The 24,633-nt window shown below is 51.5% G+C and carries 23 protein-coding genes and 2 pseudogenes; all 25 read right to left on the bottom strand.

The window, feature by feature from the left end:
• Positions 1-14: 14 nt before the first annotated feature.
• Positions 15-2,249, bottom strand: a complete 2,235-nt coding sequence (locus BZG23_RS07425) for a chemotaxis protein CheA (protein ID WP_077606544.1) — start codon at positions 2,247-2,249, stop codon at positions 15-17.
• Positions 2,250-2,258: 9 nt separating this feature from the next.
• A complete protein-coding gene (locus BZG23_RS07420) occupies positions 2,259-2,993 on the bottom strand; it encodes a protein phosphatase CheZ (protein WP_046074930.1) in 735 nt (244 codons plus the stop codon).
• Positions 2,994-3,023: 30 nt separating this feature from the next.
• Positions 3,024-3,392, bottom strand: a complete 369-nt coding sequence (cheY, locus tag BZG23_RS07415) for a chemotaxis response regulator CheY (protein ID WP_046074931.1) — start codon at positions 3,390-3,392, stop codon at positions 3,024-3,026.
• A gap of 55 nt (positions 3,393-3,447) precedes the next feature.
• Entirely contained in the window at positions 3,448-4,173 is a 726-nt protein-coding gene (locus tag BZG23_RS07410; protein ID WP_046074932.1) for an RNA polymerase sigma factor FliA, read from the bottom strand.
• Positions 4,166-5,053, bottom strand: coding sequence for a MinD/ParA family protein (locus BZG23_RS07405; RefSeq protein WP_046074933.1), 888 nt, complete (start codon positions 5,051-5,053; stop codon positions 4,166-4,168). Before BZG23_RS07405 ends, BZG23_RS07410 begins: the two co-directional genes overlap by 8 nt.
• A complete protein-coding gene (gene flhF / locus BZG23_RS07400) occupies positions 5,046-6,596 on the bottom strand; it encodes a flagellar biosynthesis protein FlhF (protein ID WP_077578013.1) in 1,551 nt (516 codons plus the stop codon). The genes BZG23_RS07405 and flhF overlap by 8 nt, the downstream gene beginning before the upstream one ends.
• Positions 6,597-6,621: 25 nt before the next feature.
• Positions 6,622-8,727 carry a flagellar biosynthesis protein FlhA gene (flhA, locus tag BZG23_RS07395; RefSeq protein WP_046074935.1) on the bottom strand — a complete coding sequence of 702 codons (2,106 nt, stop codon included), beginning with the start codon at positions 8,725-8,727 and terminating at the stop codon, positions 6,622-6,624.
• A gap of 151 nt (positions 8,728-8,878) precedes the next feature.
• Positions 8,879-10,015 (bottom strand): flagellar biosynthesis protein FlhB, encoded by a 1,137-nt coding sequence (flhB, locus tag BZG23_RS07390; protein ID WP_077606543.1) that lies wholly within the window; start codon positions 10,013-10,015, stop codon positions 8,879-8,881.
• A 6-nt stretch (positions 10,016-10,021) separates the two neighbouring features.
• A complete protein-coding gene (gene fliR / locus BZG23_RS07385; RefSeq protein WP_046074937.1) occupies positions 10,022-10,804 on the bottom strand; it encodes a flagellar biosynthetic protein FliR in 783 nt (260 codons plus the stop codon).
• A gap of 11 nt (positions 10,805-10,815) precedes the next feature.
• Positions 10,816-11,085: a flagellar biosynthesis protein FliQ gene (fliQ, locus tag BZG23_RS07380; RefSeq protein WP_046074938.1), complete on the bottom strand. Its 270-nt coding sequence runs from the start codon at positions 11,083-11,085 to the stop codon at positions 10,816-10,818.
• Positions 11,086-11,096: 11 nt separating this feature from the next.
• Positions 11,097-11,936: a flagellar type III secretion system pore protein FliP gene (gene fliP / locus BZG23_RS07375; RefSeq protein ID WP_077578010.1), complete on the bottom strand. Its 840-nt coding sequence runs from the start codon at positions 11,934-11,936 to the stop codon at positions 11,097-11,099.
• Positions 11,933-12,316, bottom strand: a complete 384-nt coding sequence (gene fliO / locus BZG23_RS07370; RefSeq protein ID WP_158010009.1) for a flagellar biosynthetic protein FliO — start codon at positions 12,314-12,316, stop codon at positions 11,933-11,935. The genes fliP and fliO overlap by 4 nt, the downstream gene beginning before the upstream one ends.
• Before the next feature lie 8 nt (positions 12,317-12,324).
• Positions 12,325-12,723 carry a flagellar motor switch protein FliN gene (gene fliN / locus BZG23_RS07365; protein ID WP_077606542.1) on the bottom strand — a complete coding sequence of 133 codons (399 nt, stop codon included), beginning with the start codon at positions 12,721-12,723 and terminating at the stop codon, positions 12,325-12,327.
• A 29-nt stretch (positions 12,724-12,752) separates the two neighbouring features.
• Positions 12,753-13,823 carry a flagellar motor switch protein FliM gene (gene fliM, locus BZG23_RS07360; protein ID WP_046074941.1) on the bottom strand — a complete coding sequence of 357 codons (1,071 nt, stop codon included), beginning with the start codon at positions 13,821-13,823 and terminating at the stop codon, positions 12,753-12,755.
• Between the two features lie 8 nt (positions 13,824-13,831).
• Complete coding sequence (gene fliL / locus BZG23_RS07355) at positions 13,832-14,323, bottom strand: flagellar basal body-associated protein FliL (protein WP_077606541.1); 492 nt, start codon at positions 14,321-14,323, stop codon at positions 13,832-13,834.
• 22 nt (positions 14,324-14,345) lie between these two features.
• Positions 14,346-15,974 (bottom strand): flagellar hook-length control protein FliK, encoded by a 1,629-nt coding sequence (locus BZG23_RS07350; RefSeq protein WP_077606540.1) that lies wholly within the window; start codon positions 15,972-15,974, stop codon positions 14,346-14,348.
• Positions 15,975-16,062: 88 nt separating this feature from the next.
• Positions 16,063-16,518 (bottom strand): flagellar export protein FliJ, encoded by a 456-nt coding sequence (gene fliJ, locus BZG23_RS07345; protein WP_077606539.1) that lies wholly within the window; start codon positions 16,516-16,518, stop codon positions 16,063-16,065.
• Between the two features lie 3 nt (positions 16,519-16,521).
• Entirely contained in the window at positions 16,522-17,841 is a 1,320-nt protein-coding gene (gene fliI / locus BZG23_RS07340) for a flagellar protein export ATPase FliI (protein ID WP_046074945.1), read from the bottom strand.
• Positions 17,841-18,803 (bottom strand): flagellar assembly protein FliH, encoded by a 963-nt coding sequence (locus tag BZG23_RS07335; protein WP_077606538.1) that lies wholly within the window; start codon positions 18,801-18,803, stop codon positions 17,841-17,843. Before BZG23_RS07335 ends, fliI begins: the two co-directional genes overlap by 1 nt.
• 22 nt (positions 18,804-18,825) lie before the next feature.
• Positions 18,826-19,881, bottom strand: coding sequence for a flagellar motor switch protein FliG (fliG, locus tag BZG23_RS07330; protein ID WP_046074947.1), 1,056 nt, complete (start codon positions 19,879-19,881; stop codon positions 18,826-18,828).
• Positions 19,871-21,646, bottom strand: coding sequence for a flagellar basal-body MS-ring/collar protein FliF (gene fliF, locus BZG23_RS07325; RefSeq protein WP_077578003.1), 1,776 nt, complete (start codon positions 21,644-21,646; stop codon positions 19,871-19,873). Before fliF ends, fliG begins: the two co-directional genes overlap by 11 nt.
• Positions 21,647-21,661: 15 nt before the next feature.
• Positions 21,662-21,973 carry a flagellar hook-basal body complex protein FliE gene (gene fliE / locus BZG23_RS07320; RefSeq protein WP_046074949.1) on the bottom strand — a complete coding sequence of 104 codons (312 nt, stop codon included), beginning with the start codon at positions 21,971-21,973 and terminating at the stop codon, positions 21,662-21,664.
• 110 nt (positions 21,974-22,083) lie between these two features.
• Positions 22,084-22,257, bottom strand: a pseudogene (locus tag BZG23_RS16925) (helix-turn-helix domain-containing protein); the annotation flags it as partial.
• A gap of 78 nt (positions 22,258-22,335) precedes the next feature.
• Positions 22,336-23,493, bottom strand: a pseudogene (locus BZG23_RS07315) (sigma-54-dependent transcriptional regulator); the annotation flags it as partial.
• Complete coding sequence (locus BZG23_RS07310) at positions 23,490-24,539, bottom strand: sensor histidine kinase (protein ID WP_046074951.1); 1,050 nt, start codon at positions 24,537-24,539, stop codon at positions 23,490-23,492. The pseudogene BZG23_RS07315 and the gene BZG23_RS07310, both read right to left, overlap by 4 nt.
• Positions 24,540-24,633 lie beyond the last annotated feature (94 nt).

The raw sequence follows: 24,633 nt of genomic DNA, 5'->3' as shown, positions 1-24,633 counted from the left end.
GTCCTTTTCTCAAATTAACCTGCGTAATGTTTCAACAGGTTGGGCACATCCAAGATCAGAGCAATATGACCATCACTGGTGATGGTTGCCCCTGCCATTCCCGGCGTCCCTTGAAGTAGTTCGTCAAGTGGCTTAATGACCACCTCCTCTTGACCAAACAAGGTGTCTACCACAAACGCGATGCGTTGATGCGCGATTTGCACGATCACCACATGCCCCTTGGTTTTATCGATATCAGTTGATCCTTTACACAACCAATCTTGCAAGAAGAACAGTGGGATCGCTTTATCGCGTACGATTAAGGTTAGCTGGCCATCAACCGTATTGGTTCTGGACATATCCAAACTGATAATTTCACTGACATTCGACAGAGGGAACGCAAACGGGTTATCACCGACGCCGACCATGAGGGTTGGCAATATCGCCAGTGTCAATGGTACCTTGATTTCCAGAACCGTCCCTCGGCCGAGCTCAGAGTCGATATTAATCGAGCCATTAAGCTTGGTGATGCCGGTTTTCACCACATCCATCCCCACACCACGACCAGAAATATCGGAAATCTCGGTTTTGGTTGAAAAGCCAGGAGCAAAAATCAGGTTGTACGCTTCACTATTACTTAAGCGAGCCGCCGCTTCTGCATCAAGGACACCACGGTCAACCGCGATGCTCTTCAGCTTTTCAGCATCCATACCGCCACCGTCATCAGCAATGGTCAGGAGAATATGATCCCCTTCTTGTGACGCTTTGAGGGTGATGGTACCGACGCGAGGTTTACCCGCTTTTTCACGCTCATCAGGCATTTCAATACCGTGATCCACCGAGTTACGTACCAAGTGGACCATAGGGTCAGCCAGCGCTTCGACCAGGTTTTTATCCAGATCGGTTTCTTCGCCCTGCATTTCCAGGACGATTTCTTTTTTCAAGCTACGTGCTAAGTCACGGACAACGCGGGGGAAGCGGCCAAATACTTTTTTAATTGGCTGCATACGCGTTTTCATCACCGCGCCTTGCAAGTCGGCAGTAACCACATCTAGGTTGGTAACCGCCTTGGCCATGCTTTCATCGTTGCTGCTTTGGCCCAGACTCACTAAGCGGTTACGCACCAACACCAGCTCACCGACCATATTCATAATACCGTCAAGCGTGGAGGTATTAACTCGTACCGTTTGCTCTTGTTGAGGGGCGGCCGGTGGCTTCTTCTCAGGTGCCTTTTCTGCCGCAGCAGGTGCTTTAGCACCCGCGCCGGCACTTTTCGGTGTGCTTTCTTTCGCGGGCTCAGGCTTGCTCGCTTTTTGTGCGGGCGCAGGCTCGGACTTTGGCTGAGGTTTGGCTTGCGCATCCACCTTATCGGCATCCGCTTTCGCTTTCTCCGCTTCGGCGGCGGGGCCTTTGCCTTTACCATGCAACTCGTCTAAGAGCTTTTCAAACTCGTCGTCATCGATTAGCTCATCACCACCAGATGGGGACGACGCCGAAGCGGGCTTATCCGATGGCGCTGATGGACTTTCATTGCTGGTGTCGCTTGCCCCTCCAGCAGGGCCTTTACCTGCACCGTGCAAATCATCAAGCAGTTTTTCGAACTCGTCGTCGGTAATATCGCCGCTATCCGCCTCAGTGCTTTCCACCACCTCAGGCTTTTCTGATGCTGAATCAGACGCCGTGGGTGCTTTTCCCTCACCATGGAGCTGATCGAGCAACTTGTCGAATTCATCTTGGGTGATCTCATCCACTGAGTCGCCACTGATCGCACTGTCGTCCTGGCTTGATGCGTCACTTTCAGACGCCTCAGGTTCGGGTTCGGGTTCTGGCTCGGGGTCTGGTTCAGGTGCAGGCTCTTCCGCCACAGCCTCATCTTCACTCGCGGGTTTCGCATAGCGGTGCAGTGCTTCGAGCAAGGCACTATCGGCTGGCACTGGCTCTTCGCGGTTTTGTACCGCGGCGAATTGATCATTGACAGTGTCCAGCGCCTGCAAAATGGTGTCCATCACATCTGATGTCACCTCACGTCCGTGATTACGTAAGTTGTCAAAGACGTTTTCAGCACCGTGGCACGTATCGACCAGCGCATTTAAGCCAAGAAAGCCCGCGCCACCTTTTACCGTGTGGAAGCCACGGAAAATACTGTTTAGTAAGTCTGCATCATCAGGGGCACGCTCCAAATCGACCAGCTGCTCAGACATCTGCTCGAGGATCTCTCCCGCTTCAATCAAAAAGTCCTGAAGGATTTCTTCATCCATCTCAAAGCTCATAGCGCACCTCTAAAAACCCAAACTCGATAATAAATCGTCAACATCATCTTGGCTGTGAACCACGTCATCGCGCTCTTCAGGGTGAATCACAGGACCCTCAGGGGCTGACTTATCGGTGGTATCATCTGCTTTTTTCGCCGGTGCTGCGTCAATCGCAGCGCTATCCATGCCAAAGGCGGTAAGTATTTCTACCAGCTGTTGCTCAACTTCTTGCACCAATTCAATCACGCGCCGAATCACTTGGCCGGTTAAGTCTTGAAAGTCTTGTGCCATGAGGATTTCAGTCAGGTGCGCGTGCAATTCTGTCGCGCCCCCTTCTACTTGGGTCAAGAGTTCGTCAATGTTGTGACACAACGACTTGAACTCATCCAAGGCAATCTCACCGCGCATCAGGCTGTTCCAGTTGGGACGAACAGCTTGCAAGTTGTCTTGCAGCTCGCTTGCTATCGGCATGGTTCGTTCAACCGAATCCATGGTTTTGTTGGCGGCCAATTCGGTTTTCTGCATGACATACGTGAGCCTGTCGCGAGCGTCAGGGATGTCCACGTTGGCCAAATCACTCACTCTAGGATCCAAACGAAAGTCAGTAATTGAGTCATGTAATTGGCGGGTGAGCTTCCCCACTTCATTAAACAGTGGGTCACGCGCTTCTTTCGCTATTTCGGTAAGAAGCGTATTAGCGTTATCTTGCTCTCCGTTTTCAAGATACGCGACCAATTGTTTCGCTTGGTCCAGATTGATCATGGCGGTTCCTTCTTACTGTGCGCTTGCGAATTACATACGCTCGAAAATCTTATCGAGCTTTTCTTTCAACGTAGCGGCAGTAAAAGGTTTAACAATGTAACCGTTCACCCCTGCTTGCGCGGCTTCTACAATTTGCTCGCGCTTCGCCTCAGCGGTGATCATCAATACAGGCAGGTGCTTAAGATCGCCGTCCTTACGGATTTCTTTAAGCAAGTCAATCCCCTGCATACCAGGCATATTCCAATCGGTCACGACAAAATCAATACCGCCTTTTTTGAGGATTGGCAGCGCGGTTAAGCCGTCATCCGCTTCAACGGTATTGTTGAAACCTAAGTCACGAAGAAGATTCTTTACGATACGGCGCATTGTTGAAAAATCATCAACAACGAGAATTTTCATGTTTTTATCCAAGGTTGCCTCCGGTGAGGTCTCGTTTTATTGTCGAAACAGTTACTTACTCACTATGCCAAGCGGATAGCTTAGCTCTCAAACGTTGCGTAGCCTGACTTTGAATCTGACAGACCCGGGATTCACTGACCCCTATCACTGCTCCTATCTCTTTGAGGTTTAATTCCTCATCATAATAAAGAGATAGCACCAGCGCCTCTCTTTCAGGAAGACTTTTGATCGCCGCCGCTAATGCGGCTTTGAAACTGTCTTCCGCAACACCCTGAAAGGGAGTGTTGTCATTACGGCGACTCTCTGTTGTGAATGCATCTTCAGAGACGCCCAGATCATCCATCCCGATCAAACGCCCACAGTTTACATCGTTAAGCGCCTGATGGTACTGCTCTAAGCTCATATCAAGCTTTTCTGCAACCTCCACGTCGGTTGGATCCCGACCTAACGCTTTTTCTAGCGATGCGATAGCATCACTGATTGAACGACTCGCCTTGTGGACAGACCGTGGCACCCAGTCACCGCGGCGCATATCATCCAGCATAGCACCGCGAATTCTAATACCGGCATAAGTTTCAAAACTCGCCCCTTTGGCGGGGTCATAATTTTGCTGTGCCTCAAGGAGGCCGACCATACCAGCTTGGATCAAATCTTCTACTTGAACACTCGGTGGCAAGCGCCCCATCAAGTGATGCGCGATGCGCTTGACCAAACTCGAATAACGCTCAAGTACCGCTTGGCGATCTGCCCCTGTGCGGCTATACGTGAGCGCTCTATTCACGAACTAACTCTCCTGCGTCATCATTTTTGATAAGCAACCGCTCAACAAAAAACTCCAGATGGCCTCCCGGATTTCGCGGCACCGGCCAAGTCAGCGCTTTGTTCGCCAGCGCATTCATTGCCAATGATGCGGGCGAGCGAGGAAATGCGTCAATGACAACTTTTTGTTTTCTCACTGCTTGCCTCACCCTTTCGTCAACGGGAACACATGCTACTAATTCTAGATTAGCATTGAGAAACCTTTCAGTGACTCGCGTTAATTTTGTGAACAAGTCTCGTCCTTCACGGTAGCTTCTGACCATATTTGCAACAACTTTAAAGCGTGTCACACCATGTTCACGGCTGAGTACTTTAATCAATGCATACGCATCAGTAATTGATGTAGGTTCATCACAGACCACAATGACGACATCTTGTGCGGCGCGCGAGAAACTCAGTACCATGTCTGAAATCCCCGCGGCAGTATCCACTAAGAGTACATCAACCTCTTCTTCGAGTGTACCAAAAGCGCGAATTAAACCAGCATGTTGCGCCGGTGTGAGCTCCGTCATACCTTGAAGACCAGACGATGCTGGTACGATTTTCATACCGTGCGGACCTTCGAGAATAATATCTTTCAGATCACAGACGCCTTGAAGTACATGAGACAGATTCTTGCCCGCTCTTAGGCCAAGTAACACATCCACATTGGCGAGGCCAAGGTCGGCATCCAATACCATGACTTTTTTCCCTTGGCGAGCCATAGACGCGGCCATTCCCAGCGTGACATTGGTTTTTCCTACGCCACCTTTTCCCCCGGTTACGGTAATAACCTTGGTGCGTGACGGATTGGTTAAACGGCGCAGGCCGCTTGCTTGATCTTGCATGCTTGTCTCAATCATAAAAGTCCGCCCCATTCGACTCTGGGACATCACTGTTCCAGAAGTGATTGTGCTGATCCGCACCTGACTCCAACATTTCACTGGCTTTGCCAACCAGGAATTGTCCCGTGGCTTGGCGGATATCTTCCGGCACACGTTGCCCGTCGGCTAAGTAGGCCACAGGCAGGGCATTTTCGATGGTGACACACAACAGTTCACCGAGGCTGAGCGATTCATCGAGTTTGGTCAGAACACATCCCGATAACGGGATGCGGCGAAAATGTTCAATGGTTTCTTGCAATACGCGGCGTTGTGATGTCGCCGGTAACACCAGTAGGCTACGAATATGCGAGCCACTATTTTGCATCAGGGTATCGAGCTGTTCCGACAAGCGAAGATCACGCTGCCCCATCCCGGCGGTATCTAGCAATATCAAGCGTCTATGACGCAGCTGATAAAGGATGTCGGCAAGCTCATCGGCATCTTTAGCCACTTTAACGGGGCAACCAAGAATACGGCCGTACGTGGCTAACTGTTCATGGGCACCGATACGGAATGTATCTGTGGTCACTAAGGCAATATCTTCCGGGCCAAATTCCATCGCGGCTCGCGCCGCCAGCTTAGCAATCGTAGTGGTTTTCCCGACCCCTGTCGGACCAAGAAGTGCAATCACGCCGCCGGTTTCTAGCATATTCTCGTCAACCGTGATCACCTGATCCGCAACCAGGTCAAGGAGCGCTTGCCACGCCTCATTCGGTGGTGTCTCTTCTGGGATATAACAGGCCAGTTGATCCGCCAGCTCAGAAGAAAGTCCCATACGCTCTAAGCGTTTGATAAGCATGGCGCGTAACGGCTCTCGCCGCTCTACCTCTTGCCACATAAGCCCCGACAATTGGTGTTCTAATAAGCTTCGAATTGATGCCATTTCCTGACGCATTGCATCAATTTCTTGATGAGAAGCCTGAGATTGACGTGCCTCAAACCGGGATGGATCTAGCTTAGGCTTGGACGTTGACGGAGATGCATGCGGACCGCTCGACTTATTGGCAGCCGTTTGCCAGCCAGAACGACTGCTACTTTTCAGTTGCCGACGAGGCTCATAACCGCGTCCTAGCGCGGCGGGCCGCTCGTCAGCCCCTGATGGCGATGGGCTCCGTGCTGGCTGCTTTTGTTGGCGTTGTAGCAACGCGCTCAACGAATCAGCTTCTGTTTCTGGTTCCGCGGGCTGAGATTGGTCACGGTACTCATCCAACATGGCAGAAAAACGAGGTGGGCGCTTAGTATGACCGTTTTGACGGCTACCTGCCTGTTGCCGTTGACGCAGTTGCACTTGATCATCCGCAAGTTGGCGGTGAGCCTGAGAATAAGCCTGAGCAGATTGTTGCTGCGCTTTTGGTGCGGGCTTATCAGGCATTGGCTCTGTATCCGCATCAACCGCCGCGACAATTTCTACGCCGCCTGTCACTTTTTTGTTAGACATGATCACCGCATCAGCGCCAAGTTCTTCTTTCACTTGGCTTAACGCTGCTCTCATATCCTTTGCAAAAAAACGTTTTATTTTCAAAGCACTGCCCTACTCATAAACGATGTTAATTGTTGCCAACCGCATTGACGATACGAATTTGTTTTTCATCAGGCACTTCTTGATAAGACAAGACGCGTAGCGTCGGTATTGTGTTTTTAACAAATTTCGCCAATGTCGCTCGTAGCACGCCAGACGTTAGCAATACGGCCGGCTCTCCTTGCAACTCTTGTTGTTGCGTCGCTTCTGCCAACGAAGACTGCAACCGCTCAGCCAGACCCGGCTCAATCCCTGTCGACTCGCCACCGGATGCCTGCATAGTTTTATGCAACATCTGTTCCAGTTCAGGAACAAGCGTAATGACTGGCAGTTCAGGGGCGCTGCCATTGATTTCTTGAACGATCAGACGACGCAATGCAATCCTGACCGCTGCGGTTAAAATGTCAGGATCTTGACTCTTACCGGTATACTCAGCCATGGTTTGCACGATAGTGCGAATATCACGAATAGGGATCGCTTCACTCAGTAAGTTTTGCAGTACTTTGACTAGCACACTGAGCGGAATTTGATCCGGGATCAGTCCTTCAACCAAGCGCGGTACTTGCTTACCTAACATATCGACCAGATTTTGCGCTTCCTCGTGACCCAATAAACGCTCGGCGTTGTTGGTCAACATCTGGCTAAGGTGGGTGGCCAACACAGTGGCAGAGTCAACTACGGTGTAACCGAGTGCTTGAGCATGCTCTCGTTGGCTTGGCTCAATCCAAACCGCCTCAAGGCCGAAAGCCGGATCCTGGGTGGGCTCGCCGTCGATAGGGCCAAAAACTTGACCTGGGTTGATCGCGAGTTCATGTTGAGGGTGGACTTCGGCTTCTCCGACAGCGACCCCCATTAAGGTGATGCGATAGTTATGGGGTGGCAGTTCAAGGTTGTCGCGAATATGTACCGGTGGGATCAAAAAACCAAAATCTTGCGACAGCTTTTTACGTACGCCTTTGACTCGGTCGAGCAGCTCTCCGCCCTGATCACGATCGACCATGGCAATCAGACGATATCCAACCTCCAGTCCGATAACATCCACCGGCTGCACATCGTCCCACGATAACTCTTTCGGTTTAGCAGGCGCGGCTTCGGGAAGATCGGTTTGCTCCGGCGCTTGCTGTGCTTTTTGATATTGCTTGTATTTCCAGTACGCTAGGCCACCACAAATCACTGCCAGCAGCAAGAAAGGCACATGAGGCATCCCCGGTACTAGCCCCATCACCGTCAAAATACCGGTGGCAATCATCAACGCACGCGGGTTATCAAACAGCTGGAATACCACCTGTTGTCCCATGTCTTCTTCGGTGTTTTGTCGCGTCACCATAATGGCGGCGCCTATCGACAGCAGCAACGACGGTATTTGTGCAACCAGACCATCACCAATGGTCAGTAAGGTATATACCTCCAACGCCTCGGAAAAACCCAAGCCATGTTGACCCATCCCGATAGACAAGCCACCCACAATGTTGATGAAAAGGATCAAAATACCGGCGATGGCATCGCCTTTAACGAATTTAGACGCACCGTCCATTGAGCCATAAAAATCCGCTTCTTGCGTGACTTCTTGGCGTCGTGACCGTGCTTGTTCTTGGTCGATAAGCCCTGCGTTTAAGTCGGCATCGATCGCCATTTGTTTACCCGGCAATGCATCCAAGGTAAAACGCGCGGTCACTTCTGAAATCCGGCCCGCACCTTTGGTGACGACCATGAAGTTAATGATCATCAGGATAAGAAAGACCACCAAGCCCACGGCATAGTTACCACCAATGACCACCGAGCCAAAAGCACCAATCACTTGGCCTGCTGCATCCGGGCCCTCGTGCCCATAAAGCAAAACCACACGCGTGGAAGCAACGTTAAGAGCCAGCCGCATTAACGTTGCAATCAAGAGCACCGCTGGGAAAGCCGCAAATTCAAGTGGGCGCCGTGTATAAATGGTGACCAGCAAGACCACGAGCGACAATGCAATGTTAAATGAGAACATTAAGTCGAGCAGCATCGGTGGAACAGGCAGAACCACCATCGCTAAGGTCGCTAATACCAGTGCTGGCGCGCCGATAGCCGGCATCGCTCCTAACCTGTGGTAAGGCACTTTGTCAGAAAATGGCAATCGCCAGTTGGCTTTTAACATGTTAAGCGTTCAAATCCATGATTGGTGAACGCGGGCCTGGTGCCGCGTATAATCAAAACGGGAATGCAGAGGAAGCAAGTTTTACGCCAAAAAAAGACAATAAAGTGTCAGCATTTTGGCACTGCGCTGACATTGCCGCGTTCGGCAACGCTTAGTCATGTTGCAAGTCGGAAGGGATAGGTAAATAAGCGTCATCAGGACGAGTGGGTCGTCGACCCCGCCCTTTTTTGTATTGCTTAAGCTGGAAGACATACGCCAAGACCTGCGCGACGGCGGTAAACAAACCGTCAGGGATCTGTTGCTCAAGCTCGGTGCTAAAATACAATGCCCTCGCCAGAGGGGGAGCGGGGACAATGGCAATGTCATATTCAGCCGCAATTTCTCGTATTTTCAATGCAGTAAAGTCCGAGCCTTTGGCTATCACGACGGGCGCACTATCGATATCACTGTTGTAGCGTAGCGCCACGGAGTAGTGTTCGGGGTTAGTCACGACCACATCGGCTTGAGGAACGTCCGCCATCATCCGGCGTTGCGCCATCTCACGCTGTAACATTCGGATACGCCCTTTCACTTCTGGGCTACCCTCAGTTTCTTTGTGCTCGTCTTTTACCTCTTGCTTGGTCATTTTAAGCTGCTCATTGTGTTGCCAAATTTGAAACGGCACATCAATGACCACCACAACCAACAGTGAGCAACACACGAGCAATACGAAGTTCAGTAAAATGTCGAGCGCGTGATAGAGATTACTGGGAAAGGTATCAATGGTCAGCTCAAAGAAGTCTTCCAAGTTCACATAAACCAGATAAGCCGCCACGCCCGCGACCAACAGCACTTTGAGGACAGACTTCAATAGCTCGACCAAGCCTTGAGTACCAAACATACGCTTGAACCCAGAAAGCGGACTCATTTTCGACAGCTTAGGCCGTGCGGCTTCCCAAGAGAAACTCACACCACCGAGCCCGGCCGCCCCCACGAGGCCGGAGATAAATAGCACAATCAAGATCAGCCCAAGTGGCAGAATCAAATGCAGTAGCTCACCGACCACCACCAGCATCAGCTCTGAGATATCAAAGATCTCTGCACGTGACAAGGAGAATAGGCGCGTCATCAATGCCATTAGGGCTTCGCCCAGCGCTTGCCCGAACCACATCAAACTGATCGCCCCGACCACTAACACTGCCACGGAAGCCAGTTCTCTTGAGCGCGGTACTTGGCCCTTTTCCCGCGCCTGCTCCTGCCTTCGGGGCGTGGCGTCTTCTGTTCTTTCCTGACCGTCGCTCTCTGCCATCAGCTTCTATCCACAGTTAATTCGAATCAGCGAACAAACTTGGTTCAACCCTGTTTCCCAATGATTGTTGTAATGCGTCAACATACCGAACAGCAAATACCAGCTGATCAGCAACCCCATTAACAATGCAAAAGCGAAGCCAAGAGAGAAAATGTTTAGTTGCGGCGCAGCCCGCGTCATCACACCAAAAGACAAGTTAACCACCAACAAGGCAATGACGCCGGCCAGGGAAATACTGAGTGCTACTTTAAACATGATGCCAAACCACTGTGCCAAACTACGGTAGTCGGCGGCACCAATCATTTCGCCAATCGGTAAGGTGTCAAAACTCATCACTACCAGGTTAAGCATTTTTAGGTGCCCATCCGTGGCGAGAAACAACATCACGGCCAAAAACAAGTAAAACTGCCCTAGCAAAGGGGTATTCTGACCATTAGCCGGGTCGACCATGGATGCGAACCCCAAGCTCGACTGCATCCCCAAAATTTGCCCTAACACCACAAAGGTTTGGGTGATAAATTGGGTGACCATCCCCATCGCCACACCAATGATCACTTGCTGCGCAAGCACGGTAAACCCCGCAAAAGAGACCAGCTCGATATTCTCGGGGGCGGCCGGTAACGCGGGCATCACGGCAAAGGTAATCGCTAAAGAGAGGTAGAGGCGGATCCTCACAGGCACAAACCGCGCGCCAAAGAAGGTCATCGCCATCATCATTGACGAAATACGGGTAAAGGGCCAAAAGTAGTTAGCCATCCAAGATAAAATCACCGAGGCTGGATATTCCATGGCTTGCCTCGTCAGTAGAGAATGTTGGGGATGTGATCAATCAAGCGATAGAAATACTCCATCAGCATTCGCGTCATCCAGTGGCCAAAAAACATCAGCGCAATAAAGGTCGCGATCAAACGCGGTAAAAAGCTCAGCGTTTGCTCGTTAATCGAGGTTGCCGCTTGAAAGATGGCGACAATCAGGCCAACCAACAAACCAGGCACCACAATCGCTGAGACGAGGAGTAACACCAAATAGAGCGCATCTTGGAAAAGCTCGACAAACGCTTCTGGGGCCATCGCTGCCTCCTTTAGCCGAAACTGGCGGCTAAGGTGGAGAGGATCAAGTTCCACCCGTCAACCAGAACAAATAGCATCAACTTAAAGGGTAACGACACTATCATGGGCGATAGCATCATCATACCCATTGCCATCAATACCGACGCCACGACCAAATCAATCACCAAAAACGGCAAGAACAGCATAAAGCCAATTTGGAACGCGGTTTTGAGCTCAGACGTTACAAACGCGGGGATCAGCACCGTCATCGGGACTTGTTCAGGCTCATCGACTTGCGACCCAGACATATTGACGAAGGTTTCCAAATCTTTAACCCGCGTTTGCCGGAGCATAAACTCACGCAGCGGCACCTGTACCCGATCAAAGGCTTCCCTTGCTGTGACTTGTTCATTGATATAAGGCTGAATCGCCTCTGTGTTCATTCGGTCAATCACAGGTGACATAATAAATAAGGTCAAAAACATCGCGATGCCAATGATCACTTGGTTCGATGGCGTTTGCTGTAACCCCATGGCTTGACGCAAAATGGCCATCACCACCACGATCCGAGTGAACGACGTCATTAAAATGACAACCGCTGGCAAAAAGCCCAGCGCGGTCATTATTGCCAGAATTTGCAACGTGACGGAGTAGTCTTCACTACCATCCGGGTTGACACGCATCGTGACCGCTGGGATCCCGCCTCCCGTATTGCGACCCACTTCTAAACGTGCCGCCTCACCACTTTCGCTAATCGATTCGGTGGTGATGCTTTCTTGTGCTGGCGTCGCTTCTTGTTCGGCTGCAGCAAACGGTGTAAATAAGGTAGCTGCCACCCAGACCCAAGCGGCCAATAACATTCGTATCGTCATTTTCGATTCAACAGTTGGCTAAGCTGATTGGCAAAGCGAGAAGGCTTGTCAGACGCTGGCGTCGCCGTTGGAATGGGGTTATCCAGTGTTTTTAACACGTTCACGCTGGTAGCCGTTACGCCGACAACCAGCTGCTCGCCGTGGATATCGACCACCAGAATGCGCTCCTTTTGGCCCACTGCCAATTGGCTGACGATCGTGATTCCGTCACTTTGCTGTGCCAGCCCCGGCACTTTTAATCGTCGCAGCAACCAGGCCAGAGCAAAGATAAGCCCAAGCACCAACCCCAGCGACAACAGCATTGTCACTATACTGACCTCGGGCGCCGCCGCCCACACGGGCATTGGCACCAAGAGTACACCCCAAACGCGTCGGTTCACCGTCATCCCTATCGTAGTTTCTTAATCCGTTCAGTTTGGCTAATCACATCCGTGAGGCKGATACCAAACTTGTCGTTAACGACCACCACTTCACCGTGTGCGATAAGCGTGCCATTGACCAGCACATCGAGCGACTCCCCGGCCAACCTATCTAACTCAACCACCGAGCCTTGGTTGAGCTGAAGCAGGTTACGGATGTTAATTTGCGTATGCCCCACTTCCATAGAAATGGTCACTGGAATATCGAGGATCGCGTCCAGTTTGCGCTGTTCATCCGCCCCCATTTTTTGCTCGCTGTCATCAGTGAGCTCTTCAAGTGGTGCCGCTTGTACATCATCAGAGCCCTCGGCATCAGATTGCTCAGCCAGGGCTGCAGCCCAATCATCGTCTACATCATTTTGATCCATGACGTCTCACCCTTGTTTACAGATTCTGATCACTGAGCATTACCTTGTTTATCATCGATGGGTAAATCTTCCTCGAGATCATCGAGTAGCTCAGGTTTATCCTGCAACAACGAAATATCCGATTTCGCCATTTCAGGACGCTTAAGTTTTTCCACAATTTTCAGTGCCAGCTTATCGTTAGATTGTCCCATCTTCGCGCGATAGGTGGGCAAGTCTTCCACGAACACCGTACACGCATCCGGCATATCAACCGGAATCACATCGCCTTTTTGCAGCTCCATCAGGTCGCGCAAGGATAAAGTGACATCTAAAAGCTTGGCACTCAATTCAACATTCACATCCAAGATTTCATCCCGTAGCGCTTTACTCCAGCGCACATCGGTATCCATCTTGTCACTTTGTACCCCGGCATCAAGTAGCTCGCGAATCGGCTCCAGCATTGAGTAGGGCATGACCATATGAATGTCACCGCCACCACCATCAAGCTCGATATGGAATGAGCTCACCACAATCACTTCTGAAGGGCTGACAATGTTGGCCATTGCCGGATTAACCTCTGAGTCTAAATACTCAAAGGCCACTTCCATCACGGGCGCCCACGCGTCTTTGTAATCCTCAAACATCAACTTCAGCAGCATCTGGATCACACGCCGCTCTGTCGGGGTAAACTCCCGCCCTTCAATGCGAGCATGAAAGCGCCCATCGCCACCAAAAAAGTTTTCCACCAATATGAACACCAGACGGGCTTCCATGGTGATCAAGCTGGTACCTTTTAATGGGCGAAAACGCACCATATTCAAACTGGTCGGCACGTACAAGGTGTTTTGATACTCGCCAAACTTCATCATCTGCACGCCGTTGATCGACACTTCGGCGGTTTTACGCAGCATGTTAAACAAGCTAATGCGCATATGACGGGCAAAGCGCTCATTAATAAGCTCGAGCGTCGGCATCCGCCCACGCACAATTCTGTCTTGTGACGAGAAATCAAAGGAGACGGCACCCTCTTTATCCGCTTCGGGCTCGTTATCCTCCTCTTCAACGTCATCAACACCGTGAAGCAGCGCATCAATCTCGTCTTGGCTGAGTAAGTCAGTCACGTCATCACCTATTGCATCACAAAGCCAGTGAAGAGCACACGCTCTACCACCGGCTCGCCCGTTACTTTGATTAAGGCCGCGCGCACATTCTCTGCCGATTGGCGGCGAATTTCGAGCTGCCCCTGCGGTGTACGCAGTTGCTCCACCGTGGCCGCACCAAACGTATTAAGAAGCGCGTGCTCAATCAGCGGTAAGTTTTCCTTCGCTAGGGTTTCCATTTCACTGCCACGCACTAACAACTGGGTATTGACTTGCACCAGTCGTTGTTGCTCATCACCGGTGACATTAAAGACGAATGGCTTGGGTAAGGTGACATAAATCGCGGGCAGAGCATTGCTTTGTTCCTCGAGGACAATGTCTTCTTGGCTGCCGTCATCACCAGATAGGAAAAAGAACGCCGCACCGCCTACCGCCGCGAGCAATACAACGGCGGCGACAATGATAATAATCAGCTTTTTCTTGCTCCCACCTTGCTCTGGGGTTGCGTTATCATCTGCCATGGCTGGTCTTGCTCCTTGTTATTTAAGCGTAGTAATCGACGGCGCGATCACTGTGTGAGACGTTCAGCGTTTGCCCGGCTAGCATGGCATCATCGCCATCATCCGGCCCTGTCGTGCCACGTGGTGCCCCACCTGCAGTGCCAGCACCATCGCCATGCTGGCCAGAGGCCATCTGTTGTGCACCACTGTCTTGCTGTTGAACCGACCCCTGGGCTAACTGTAGCCCTTGTTGCTGCAACATATCGCGCAATCTTGGCATCGCTTGCTCGACAGCATCACGCGCTTGCTGGTTCGCCACCGTGATATGCACAGAGGCTTGGTCGTTGTTTATCCCCAACTTAATTTGCATGCGTCCAAGCTCGGGTGGGTCGAGACGAATATCCACTTGCTTGAGGTTTTTAGACAACATGACATTGATTCGCTCAGTCAGTGCCGCGCCCGCGTCGCTAGGTGTTTGCCCCAAAGGTAGCGGGGCCTGCGCAGTTTGAGCGACCTGAATATCTTGTCGTGCTGTCGCTGCGTTCGCGCTTGGTGTGCCTAGACTGCTTGCCAATTGCTGGGCCAAGCTCTCGCCTCGTGAGGCCCCTTCCGCCGCGCTTGCAGCGCTGCCTGCAGCTGATGCGGCGTCAGTTTGAACCGCCTGTTCTGCCATCGCTTTCAATGCCGCTTTACTGACATGGTCTGACCGTTCATTTTGCCCGGCTAACATAGAAGCGGCATTCGGGTTGCCTGTTGCGCCACCTTTTACGTCAGGGTTTGCCATATTTTGTGGTAGGCCAGTCGCCTGTCGCAGCTTATCAGCCAGCTCGTTCGTTTTCGTCGTCGCCCCTTCTTTGGCCAACAAATCTTTGAGCGCAGACTCTTTGTTGGCTGACGCAGCATCGCCTAAGGCAGACTCACCGGGCGCCATCTTAGCGGCGGCAGCCCCATGTTGACTCTCCTGCTGCGCCTTCATGGCCGCCCATTTGATCGCCGACCCATCCACTGGGAGAGATTGCCCCCCTTTAGGCATCTCACCACTGCTATCAAGCGCCACTTGGCGCCCAGCACCTTGTTCCAATGCGGCGCCACGATCTTGCGTGGCTTTAACCTGGGCGACTAACGCGGCGAGTTGTTCGGGCGATAACTGTGCCAATACCTCCTCCGCGGAAACCTCATCCGGCAGCGCTTTAGAGAGTTCGGCAAGCAGTGCTTGTTTGTCTACTTCACCCTCTTGACCCTGTAGGTCTACTCGCGCGTTACTGTCAGCGTCGCTCATCGGTAATGCATCGGCAGATAATGCCGTGGTATCCCCACCGGCAGGCAAGGTTTTGCCAGTAAGCATGTCCGCCGCTTGATTCAAACGCATTAATAAAGATTGGCTTTCTTCCATTGCCGTCATATCGGCAATTTTTTCCATCTCCGCCTCGCTGAAAACACCGTCAGCCAACATGACTTCCGCATCAATGGCCTGACCATCGACGAGTAAGGTTTTGCCATCAGGGGTTAGCTTGATAGACTCCCCTTGTCCTTCACTTCCATCGAGGGATTGATGCAAAGCGGACAAAAAGCCGGCACTTTGCTCTCCTTTCACCTCGCTGGACGCGCCCTCACTCGGCGCAGACAGGGTTTTACTCGAAACATTGGAAAGTGTCAGCATTGACTGCGTCATAAGTTTCTCATCATTACCTATGGTTACCTATGCGTCAGCTTGGCATCAGCTGGCGCGTCGGTAATGAGAAAGCAATTATCGCGCCATTTTATTGTGAAGAGAAGGACGAGGGGCGTCGACGTGCGATAATCGCTGCCATTTCATCCATTTGTCGTTGTTCTTGGTAACGAGCACGCTCTGCTTCCTCACGTTCTCGTTTTTCTATCAGCCACTCTAGTGATTGCCGGTGCTGGCGGGTTTGTTGCCATGTCTGACGGCACTGCTCTAAATGATCTTTAAATTGATGCTCTGCATCTCTTTGTTTTGCCAAGGTTTCATCAAGCTGAACAATGAATTTATTTAAATGACCAAAGGCGCTGGCCGATAAGCCTGACTGACCACGCTCAGACATCTGACGGCAATACTCAAGCCGGTACTGTTCAATTTGCTCCAACTGGCGATAGTAATCATCAAGTGATTGCTGAGCCGCGCTTACACTGAGCTGGGCCTGCTTTTCATCTTCTTGCGCCTTGTCTAACAGCAACTGAAGTGCGTGATCGGCCATCGGTTACCCCTGTAAGGTTGAACGCAACATGTTGACACACATATCAAAAGGAACCACTTCTTTGATCCCTTGCTGCAGGTAATTGTCGAGCTTGGGCTTCAAGCTAAACGCCTGATCAACCGCCGCATCACTGCCAGGTTTGTAGGCGCCTATCGAGACCAGATCTTGGTTTTTACGGCACACGGACAACACTTGCCGCACCGCTTTCGACATCAGAATTTGCTCATCGCTGGTAATATTGGGCATCACTCGACTCACTGAACGCTCAACATCAATGGCAGGATAATGACCGCTATCTGCTAACTCGCGCGATAGCACAATATGACCATCGAGTATCGCTCGTGCTGCATCGGCAATGGGGTCTTGTAAATCATCCCCCTCGGTCAGCACGGTAAAAAAGGCCGTGATCGACCCCTGTCCAACGGCACCGTTCCCCGCGCGCTCAACCAGTGAGGGTAAGCGCGCAAACACCGAAGGCGGATACCCTTTGGTCGCGGGTGGCTCGCCCACTGACAACGCAATTTCGCGCTGAGCCTGCGCAAACCGCGTTAACGAGTCCATCAATAAGAGAACATCAAGACCCAGATCGCGAAAATACTCAGCAATGGTCAACGCCGTTTGGCAGCCTTTTAACCGCACCAGCGGTGAGGCGTCGGCAGGCGCGGCAACCACTACCGCTCGGGCACGGCCTTCTTCTCCGAGGATATCATCGATAAACTCTTTCACTTCTCGGCCACGCTCACCAATCAACCCCACGACCACCACTTGTGCAGTGGTACCGCGTGTCATCATCCCTAAGGTGACAGATTTACCCACCCCAGAGCCGGCAAACAAGCCGATACGCTGCCCTTTCCCCACCGTCAAAAGACCATTGATCGCTTTGATGCCAACATCAAGCGGCTCACGGATGGGTTGACGTGATAAGGGGTTAATGGGCATGCCCTCCAAGCTCGCCTGTTTATCCGTGTAGATGTCGCCTTTACCGTCCAGTGGATTACCCATGCCATCAATAACACGTCCCAACAGCTCCATACCCACCGAGAGTTGACTGCGTTCAGACAAAGGCGTCACTCTTGCACCTGGCAATACGCCTGATACTTGCTCGTTGGGCATCAGATATAAAAGTTCGTCGGCAAATCCCACGACTTCGGCTTCAATGGTGCCATTAAGGGTTTCAACCGAACAAACAGACCCAATGGGCGCGCGACAGCCTATCGCTTCAAGTGTCAGCCCAACCATACGCACCAATTTGCCCGACGCCACTGGCTTGGGGGCTAAATTATCAAGCTGACATTGTTTTAACCGCTCAGCGAGTTGGCTCATTATGATTGCCCTGGATCCTCAGTCGATGTGGGTTCATCTTGCGTCGTGGCCGTGGCGTCTTGCTCAACGGGTTCGTCACTCGACGGCTCGCGCTCAGCGGTCGCTGATTCGTTGGCATAGGCGCCGGTATCAACAGGCTCTACCGTTGCGCCGTCTGATGGCGTGGATTGCCGGGGTTGATTCTGCCCTTGAAACTCTCTTAATAACGCGTCCACGCGGTCAGCATAGCGATAGTCGACCACTGAATCTTTGGCTTTTACATGGACGTCTCCACGCGAGAGTGCGGGCTCTGATTGCAAAGTCCAGTCGCGGGCAGCCAGCATATCGTCGTCATACGCATCGGTGACAATGGCATAGTCATCTGGATGCAAAGCAGCAGTAACCGGGTGGTCAGCCACTGGCAAAGCGGCAATGGCGGCCCGTAAGGTGTGTAGAATCACCTGAGGATTAGTGTCTAGCTCCACGCCTGTCAATGATTTCGTCAAGGTCTGGACCATCATCAACAGTTGTTGCTCGACATCGATATCCAGCTTTTCTAATGGATGACTTAGCTGATTGAGAATACTGTCAAGCTGCTGGCAACGCGCTTCAATTAGCGCTTGTCCATCGGCAAGGCCTTGCTCAAACCCCGCCTTTTTTCCTTCTTCATGGCCTTTCTCATGCCCTTGTTCTAAACCGGCTTCGAGCCCCTCAGCATGCCCCAGCTGCTTGCCTTCTTCATACCCTTCGTCATAGCCCTGCTGGCGAATAGCATCGAGGGCATCGGCGGTTAAAGGTTCGGGGGCTGGCTCGTTTTCCTCCGGCTCCACCTCAACGTCCGGCTCCCAACTGGGATCGTAATTGAGTGCGGTCTCTTTGGGCAGGTTTTCGCCTTCGTTGTAAGGGGGCAGTGCCCACCTATCAATGCTTTCAGCATCGGCCTCATCGACGCGGATATAGCCACGGCGTTTTTCTAAACTCATCGTTGCCCCTTACAAAAACGACTTAGACGAATTCATCGCCGCCGCCTCCGGTAAGCATGATTTCACCTGCATCAGCGAGACGGCGTGCGACAGATAGAATCTCTTTCTGCGCCCCTTCCACGTCTGAAACCCGGATTGGCCCCATGGCTTCGATATCATCTTGCAACATTTCTGCTGCACGTTTAGACATGTTGCGATAGATTTTCTCGCGCAAGTTATCTTCCGCCCCTTTGAGCGCTTTTTGCAGCACTTCTTGTGGTACATCACGTAGTAAGGTTTGTACGCCGCGATCGTCCACATCAATCAAGTTATCAAACACGAACATCAAGTCTTGGATTTGTGAGGCCATCTCTTCGTCTTGATCGCGAATCGAGTCCATCAACACCCCTTCGACGCTATTGTCCATGTAGTTCATGATTTCCGCTGCCGCTTTCAAGCCACCAATTTTGGCCGCTTGTGCCCCTGCTTGACCTGCAAACTGTTTCTCCATGATCTCATTCAGCTCATGGAGCGCGGCTGGTTGCACTTCTTCAAGGTTGGCAATCCGCATCATTAAATCGAGACGGTCACGCTCTACAAATTGCGAGAGGATCTCTGCCGAGTGCTCGGGATCCAAATAGGATAAGACGATAGTTTGGATTTGCGGGTGCTCGTTGATAATAATGCTGGCCACTTGGCGCGGATCCATCCATTTCAGTGAGTCTAAGCCTTTCGAGCCGCTACCCAACAAGATCTGATCGACCAAGTTATTCGCTTTGTCCTCACCCAAGGCTGCCACCAGGGCGTTGCGCACAAAGTCTTCACTCCCCATCCCAATCGAGGTGTATTTTTGGATTTCCTCCAAAAAAGCACGATGGACGGCAGCCACTTTGTCCGAATTAAGGTCAGTCATCGAGGTCATGGCCGCGCCCACCCGTTGAACCTGTTTCGGCTCAAGGTGGCGAATGATACTCGCGGCGTCTTGTTCACTTAAACTGAGCAGCAAAATGGCGGCTTTTTCAATCCCACTCAACGAGCTGATATCGAAGTTTGAGCCAGCTTGCTCATCACCGCCTGTGGTTGCGACTTCATTTGCCATCTTCGGTTACCCAATTTTTCACCGCTTGTGCGGCCAAGTCTGGCTCATTGGCCACCAGCGCCCGCACCGCTTTTAACAAGTCTTCATCTTTATGTAAGTTTGGCAGCTCCACATCCGACGCTGACATCGCAAAGTTGCTAGAACCGTCAAGCTCAGAGCCTATCAAGCCAACATCATCCCCATCTGGGGTGATAGGTAAGCCATCTGGGCCAAGGATTTCGCCATTGGGCCCCACGGTATTGCCATCTTCGTCGGTATTTGGATAAAGCAGCTTTTTCATCGCTGGACGCACCAACACCACGATAATGACAATGATCACCAAGGCGGCCGCTAACCACCGTACCCAGTCATTAAAGTTGGGATGATCCCAAATCGGCACATCTTGCTCTGCCGCTTGCTCTGGCTCAACAAACGGGACGGCGATGACTTCAAGTACATCCCCACGTTGTTCGCTAAAGCCCACCCCGCCCATTAAGAGACGGCGGATTTTGGCCAATTCATCGTCTGACAACGGCTGCTTGACCGTATCCCCGGTTTCAGGATCGACACTTTGTTTAAAGTTCACCGCCACAGAAACAGTTTGCCGATCAATAACGCCTGACTGTGCGCGTCGGTGGCGAATGGTGGTGTCGAGTTCAAAGTTGCGGGTGGCTTCACGGCTCACTGAGCCGGTACCACCTGCACCATTTTTAAGGTCCCTGACATCTTCCGGAATGGAGGCATCGGCCGGCGGTTGGTTGCTTAACGCCCCTGGAATACCCGCTACACGATCCGAGCCATTATAATCTTCGCGCGTATATTCGCTGCGTGTTGCCGGTGTGTTGGGGTTAAACTGACGCTGCGTTTCTTCTAACGAACTGAAATCCAGTGACACGTCGACTTGCGAGGTATAGTTGCCCAGCCCTAATACGGGGATCAGTATTGAGTCGATTTTTTCGCGCAATTGACGTTCTTGTTTACGCTCCAATTCGTACTCTTTGCGCCGCGCCGCTGACGCAGGATCTTCACTGCCAGAATTTAGCAAGCGACCATGTTGGTCGGTAACGGTGACGCGCGTAGGTTTTAGCGAGGGGACGGCAGAGGCGACCATATCAACGATGGAGTCCACTTCCTCTTGACCCAAGGTGTTCGTCCCTCCCAAGGTTAAGAATACCGTGGCCGACGCCTCTTGATTGTGGCGCACAAAGACACTCTGTTTGGGCATCGCTAACAAGACACGTGCTTTTCGCACTTGCCGCACTTCTTCAATCGCGGCGGCGAGCTGTCGCTCACGGCTAAGTTTTAAACGTTCTTGCTCGAGTTTTTGCGAGACGCCAAAACCCATGTCATTGAGCAAAATTTCATCGCCTTCGGCCGTGCTGGTATTCAGCCCTACCCGGGTTAAACCGAGACGAATCGAGGAATAATCGCTTGAGGGGACACGGATGGTATTACCATCCAACTGGTATTCTACTTTGTTTTGGTCAAGGTGATCCAAAACAGGGATCAGCTCTTCTGTTTCGTACGTACCCAGTGGCCGCATTTCGGGTTCCTGCACCCAAAAAAACAGCATCATGATCAGCGCGACACAAATCGCAACCGCTAACACCAAGATCAACTGGCGCACCATGTCGAGATCGCCAAATATCGAGTTTGACGATGCTGACTGCTCTGATGCGTCCGGATCTTGCGTGCTTTGCTCTGCGTCTAATGCCGCATCGGTTGATGGCAGTGCTGCTGCGCCATCTGAAACCGCCAGATCGGTGTTTTGGTTCTCTTCAGCCACTGATTAATTCCTACATTAAACAGGCATATTCATGAGTTCTTTATACGCCTCAACTAACTTGTTGCGCGTTTGTACGGTGGCATCAAACGCCACACTCGACTTGTTTCGAGCAATCATGACATCCGATAAGCTTACATTGCGGTCACCTTCATCGAACCGTGTGGCAAGCTCACCCGACGTCTTTTGCAATCCATTTACATGGTTAATCGCACTGGCAAGCATATCGCCAAATTCTTGGCTGACTTGTTGACCGGTTGCAGGCTGAGAGACATTCTTCGCCGCTGCCGCCATGGCTTGCATCTCTTGCGTCAAGGCATTCGCTTTCATCGTCGATCCTTCCTGTGTCAATATTTTGTCAATTCAGTCAGATTTTCATCAGTCATCTTACCATGTGCAACTTTGAGACCACTTTCGCAAAGGCTGACGACTTTGGGTGATTACTGGGGAATATCAATTCCGGCGTCGCGCATTTTGGCGAGCTTATAGCGCAGTGTCCTGGGGCTGATCCCTAAGCGCTCTGCCACATCTTTACGCCGCCCCTCACAGGCTCGAATGGTCTCCAGTATGATGGAAAACTCCTGATCACGTAATTCATTGCCTAACCCTGCACCATTAGACTGCGCTTCCATCGCATCATGACTCGCTACTGAAGATGGCGTTGTCGCCGAAACGGTTGATTGGCTATCCATCACCTTACTTTGTAAACTCGAGGCATCTTGCCAGWCTTGCCCTTCAAGTAAAATATCTGTCGCTTGAATATGAGATTGGGTTGCCAGTATCAAGGCACGCTGCATCACGTTATCAAGCTCCCTGACATTGCCCGGCCAGGTGTAATTCAACAACTTTTGCTCAGCGTCAGGCTGTATGCTTGGGCAAGGGAGACCTTGTTTTTGACAATGCCGTGATAATAAATAGTTTGCCAACGGGATGATGTCACCTGGGCGTTCATATAACGCAGGCCACGTGATGGGAAACACATTCAGACGGTAATATAAGTCTTCACGAAAGTGTCCTTGGGCAACATAGTCTTTTAGATCGCGGTTGCTAGTAGCAAGCACGCGCAAGTCAAGCTGAATGCTTTTGCGACCCCCGAGGCGTTCCACCTCTCGCTCTTGTAACACACGGAGCAGTTTGGCTTGTAGCCCCAAATCCATCTCACTGATTTCATCCAATAAGATAGTGCCACCTTGGGCTTGCTCAAATTTTCCCGGACACGCTTGCACAGCACCGGTAAACGCCCCTTTTTCATAGCCAAAAAGGGTTGCTTCCAGCATGTTTTCTGGAATCGCGGCACAGTTAATCGCGACAAACGGGGCACTCGCGCGGGTAGAATGGTCATGGATATAGCGCGCCATCACTTCTTTACCCGACCCTGAGGGTCCAAGGATCATCACGTTGGCATCAGTGTTGGCAACCTTATCGGCCAAGGCTAACAAGGCGACGCTTTTAGGATCCTCTGCAATGGCATCCGAGTCGTCACTTTTAACCGGGGCGTAGCGACTGACCATATTAAGTAGCACTTCAGGCGCAAAGGGTTTGGCCATATAGTCGATCGCCCCCTCTTTCATGGCAGCGACCGCATCCTCAATGTTGGCATAAGCCGTCATGAGCAAAACGGGTAAATTCGGCATATGTGTTTTGATTGAGCGCAAAAGCGCCAAGCCATCCATACCCGCCATCTGTACATCTGAAACAACAATATCAATCGGCTCGGCTTTGAGTGTCACTAGGGCTTGCTCTGCACTGTCCGCCTCACGCCAATGGTATCCCGCCAAGGCTAGGGTATCGACCAGCGCCTCGCGCAAACCTTCATCATCTTCAACGATTAGCACTGTGGTTTGGCTCATTGTGTTTCTCCTACGCTCTTACCCTGCTCTGCCGCTACACCCTTGGCGAGCGGCAAACACAATGTAAAACAGGCCCCTTTTTCAGGCTCCGATTGTAAGGTGAGCTTGCCATCATGGGCATGACACACCATTTGCACAACGGCGAGGCCAAGACCTGTACCTTGCTGTCGTGTAGTAAAAAAAGGCTCTAAAACTTTCGCTTGCAGTTCAGGCGCAATCCCAGGACCATTGTCCGCAACAGACAGCAATAAATTATCGCCTTGTTGGCGCGAATCAACCACAACTTGGCAGCCCTTGCCTGCCACTTGAACGGCATTGACGACCAAGTTACTCAGCGCGCTGGCCAATGCATTGGGGTTACCGAGCAACGCAAGACTCTCATCATCACTGTTGATGGCAAAGTCAACATCGTGACCTTGAATCACCGCATCCACCATCGGCTCGAACTCGTTAAACAACTGCTCAACGGTAAACACTTTAACCACTTTGTTGTCGCCACCCTTCGCAAACAACAACATATCATTCACTTGCTTTTCCAAGTCATGTAGCCGGTCTAACAGTTTGAATTGAAACCGCTGCCGTGTTGCATCGTTGAGGTTGGGCGCGCCAAGATTCGACGCATATAAAATCGCGCTAGATAGCGGCGTACGCACTTGGTGCGCCAGCGACGCCACCATTTTCCCCAACGACGATAGCCGTTGCAGATCACTGACGCGCGACTGCAATAAACGGGTTTCTGTCATGTCGGTGATCAAGATAAGTTGCCCTGAATCGGACGCAGAAATGGCAAGCTTCACCCGACGACCATCTTTGAGAGAGACTTCATGTCCATCATCATCTCGCGGCGAGAATGCGCGTTGAATCACATCAAACCATCGCTGCTGAGTAAGCGGTTCCCCAAGAAGGCGATGTGCCTCTGGATTGGCTTCAGCGACACGGCCATTCGCATCAAGCAAAATCACGCCTGCTGGCATCACATCGAGAACTTGCTTATACCGAGTGACTTGTTGATCCACTGATCCCAGTGGCGAAGATTGGGTTTCCATTTAGGCAACACACATTTCGATCAAGGTTTTACTCACTTAAGCAGAGATTATGCCATAAAAATAACTAATATTATCAGCTAGTTGAAGACAAAAA

The sequence above is a fragment of the Salinivibrio sp. ML290 genome (assembly GCF_001995695.1).
In the GTDB taxonomy this organism is placed as follows: Bacteria; Pseudomonadota; Gammaproteobacteria; order Enterobacterales; family Vibrionaceae; genus Salinivibrio; species Salinivibrio siamensis.
This window is presented reverse-complemented; position numbering and strand designations above follow the sequence as displayed.

Excerpts from the sequence above, each read along its gene's own strand:
- cheY (WP_046074931.1), bottom strand. The coding sequence starts at position 3,392 with ATGAAAATTCTCGTTGTTGATGATTTTTCAACAATGCGCCGTATCGTA.
- BZG23_RS07350 (WP_077606540.1), bottom strand. The coding sequence starts at position 15,974 with ATGACGCAGTCAATGCTGACACTTTCCAATGTTTCGAGTAAAACCCTG.
- fliE (WP_046074949.1), bottom strand. The coding sequence starts at position 21,973 with ATGAAAGCGAATGCCTTGACGCAAGAGATGCAAGCCATGGCGGCAGCG.
- fliJ (WP_077606539.1), bottom strand. The coding sequence starts at position 16,518 with ATGGCCGATCACGCACTTCAGTTGCTGTTAGACAAGGCGCAAGAAGAT.
- BZG23_RS07420 (WP_046074930.1), bottom strand. The coding sequence starts at position 2,993 with ATGATCAATCTGGACCAAGCGAAACAATTGGTCGCGTATCTTGAAAAC.
- fliI (WP_046074945.1), bottom strand. The coding sequence starts at position 17,841 with ATGAGCCAACTCGCTGAGCGGTTAAAACAATGTCAGCTTGATAATTTA.
- fliR (WP_046074937.1), bottom strand. The coding sequence starts at position 10,804 with ATGGAATATCCAGCCTCGGTGATTTTATCTTGGATGGCTAACTACTTT.
- fliG (WP_046074947.1), bottom strand. The coding sequence starts at position 19,881 with ATGGCAAATGAAGTCGCAACCACAGGCGGTGATGAGCAAGCTGGCTCA.
- fliL (WP_077606541.1), bottom strand. The coding sequence starts at position 14,323 with ATGGCAGATGATAACGCAACCCCAGAGCAAGGTGGGAGCAAGAAAAAG.
- BZG23_RS07425 (WP_077606544.1), bottom strand. The coding sequence starts at position 2,249 with ATGAGCTTTGAGATGGATGAAGAAATCCTTCAGGACTTTTTGATTGAA.
- flhB (WP_077606543.1), bottom strand. The coding sequence starts at position 10,015 with ATGGCAGAGAGCGACGGTCAGGAAAGAACAGAAGACGCCACGCCCCGA.
- flhA (WP_046074935.1), bottom strand. The coding sequence starts at position 8,727 with ATGTTAAAAGCCAACTGGCGATTGCCATTTTCTGACAAAGTGCCTTAC.
- fliP (WP_077578010.1), bottom strand. The coding sequence starts at position 11,936 with ATGACGATACGAATGTTATTGGCCGCTTGGGTCTGGGTGGCAGCTACC.
- BZG23_RS07310 (WP_046074951.1), bottom strand. The coding sequence starts at position 24,539 with ATGGAAACCCAATCTTCGCCACTGGGATCAGTGGATCAACAAGTCACT.
- BZG23_RS07335 (WP_077606538.1), bottom strand. The coding sequence starts at position 18,803 with ATGAGTTTAGAAAAACGCCGTGGCTATATCCGCGTCGATGAGGCCGAT.
- BZG23_RS07405 (WP_046074933.1), bottom strand. The coding sequence starts at position 5,053 with ATGATTGAGACAAGCATGCAAGATCAAGCAAGCGGCCTGCGCCGTTTA.
- fliQ (WP_046074938.1), bottom strand. The coding sequence starts at position 11,085 with ATGGCCCCAGAAGCGTTTGTCGAGCTTTTCCAAGATGCGCTCTATTTG.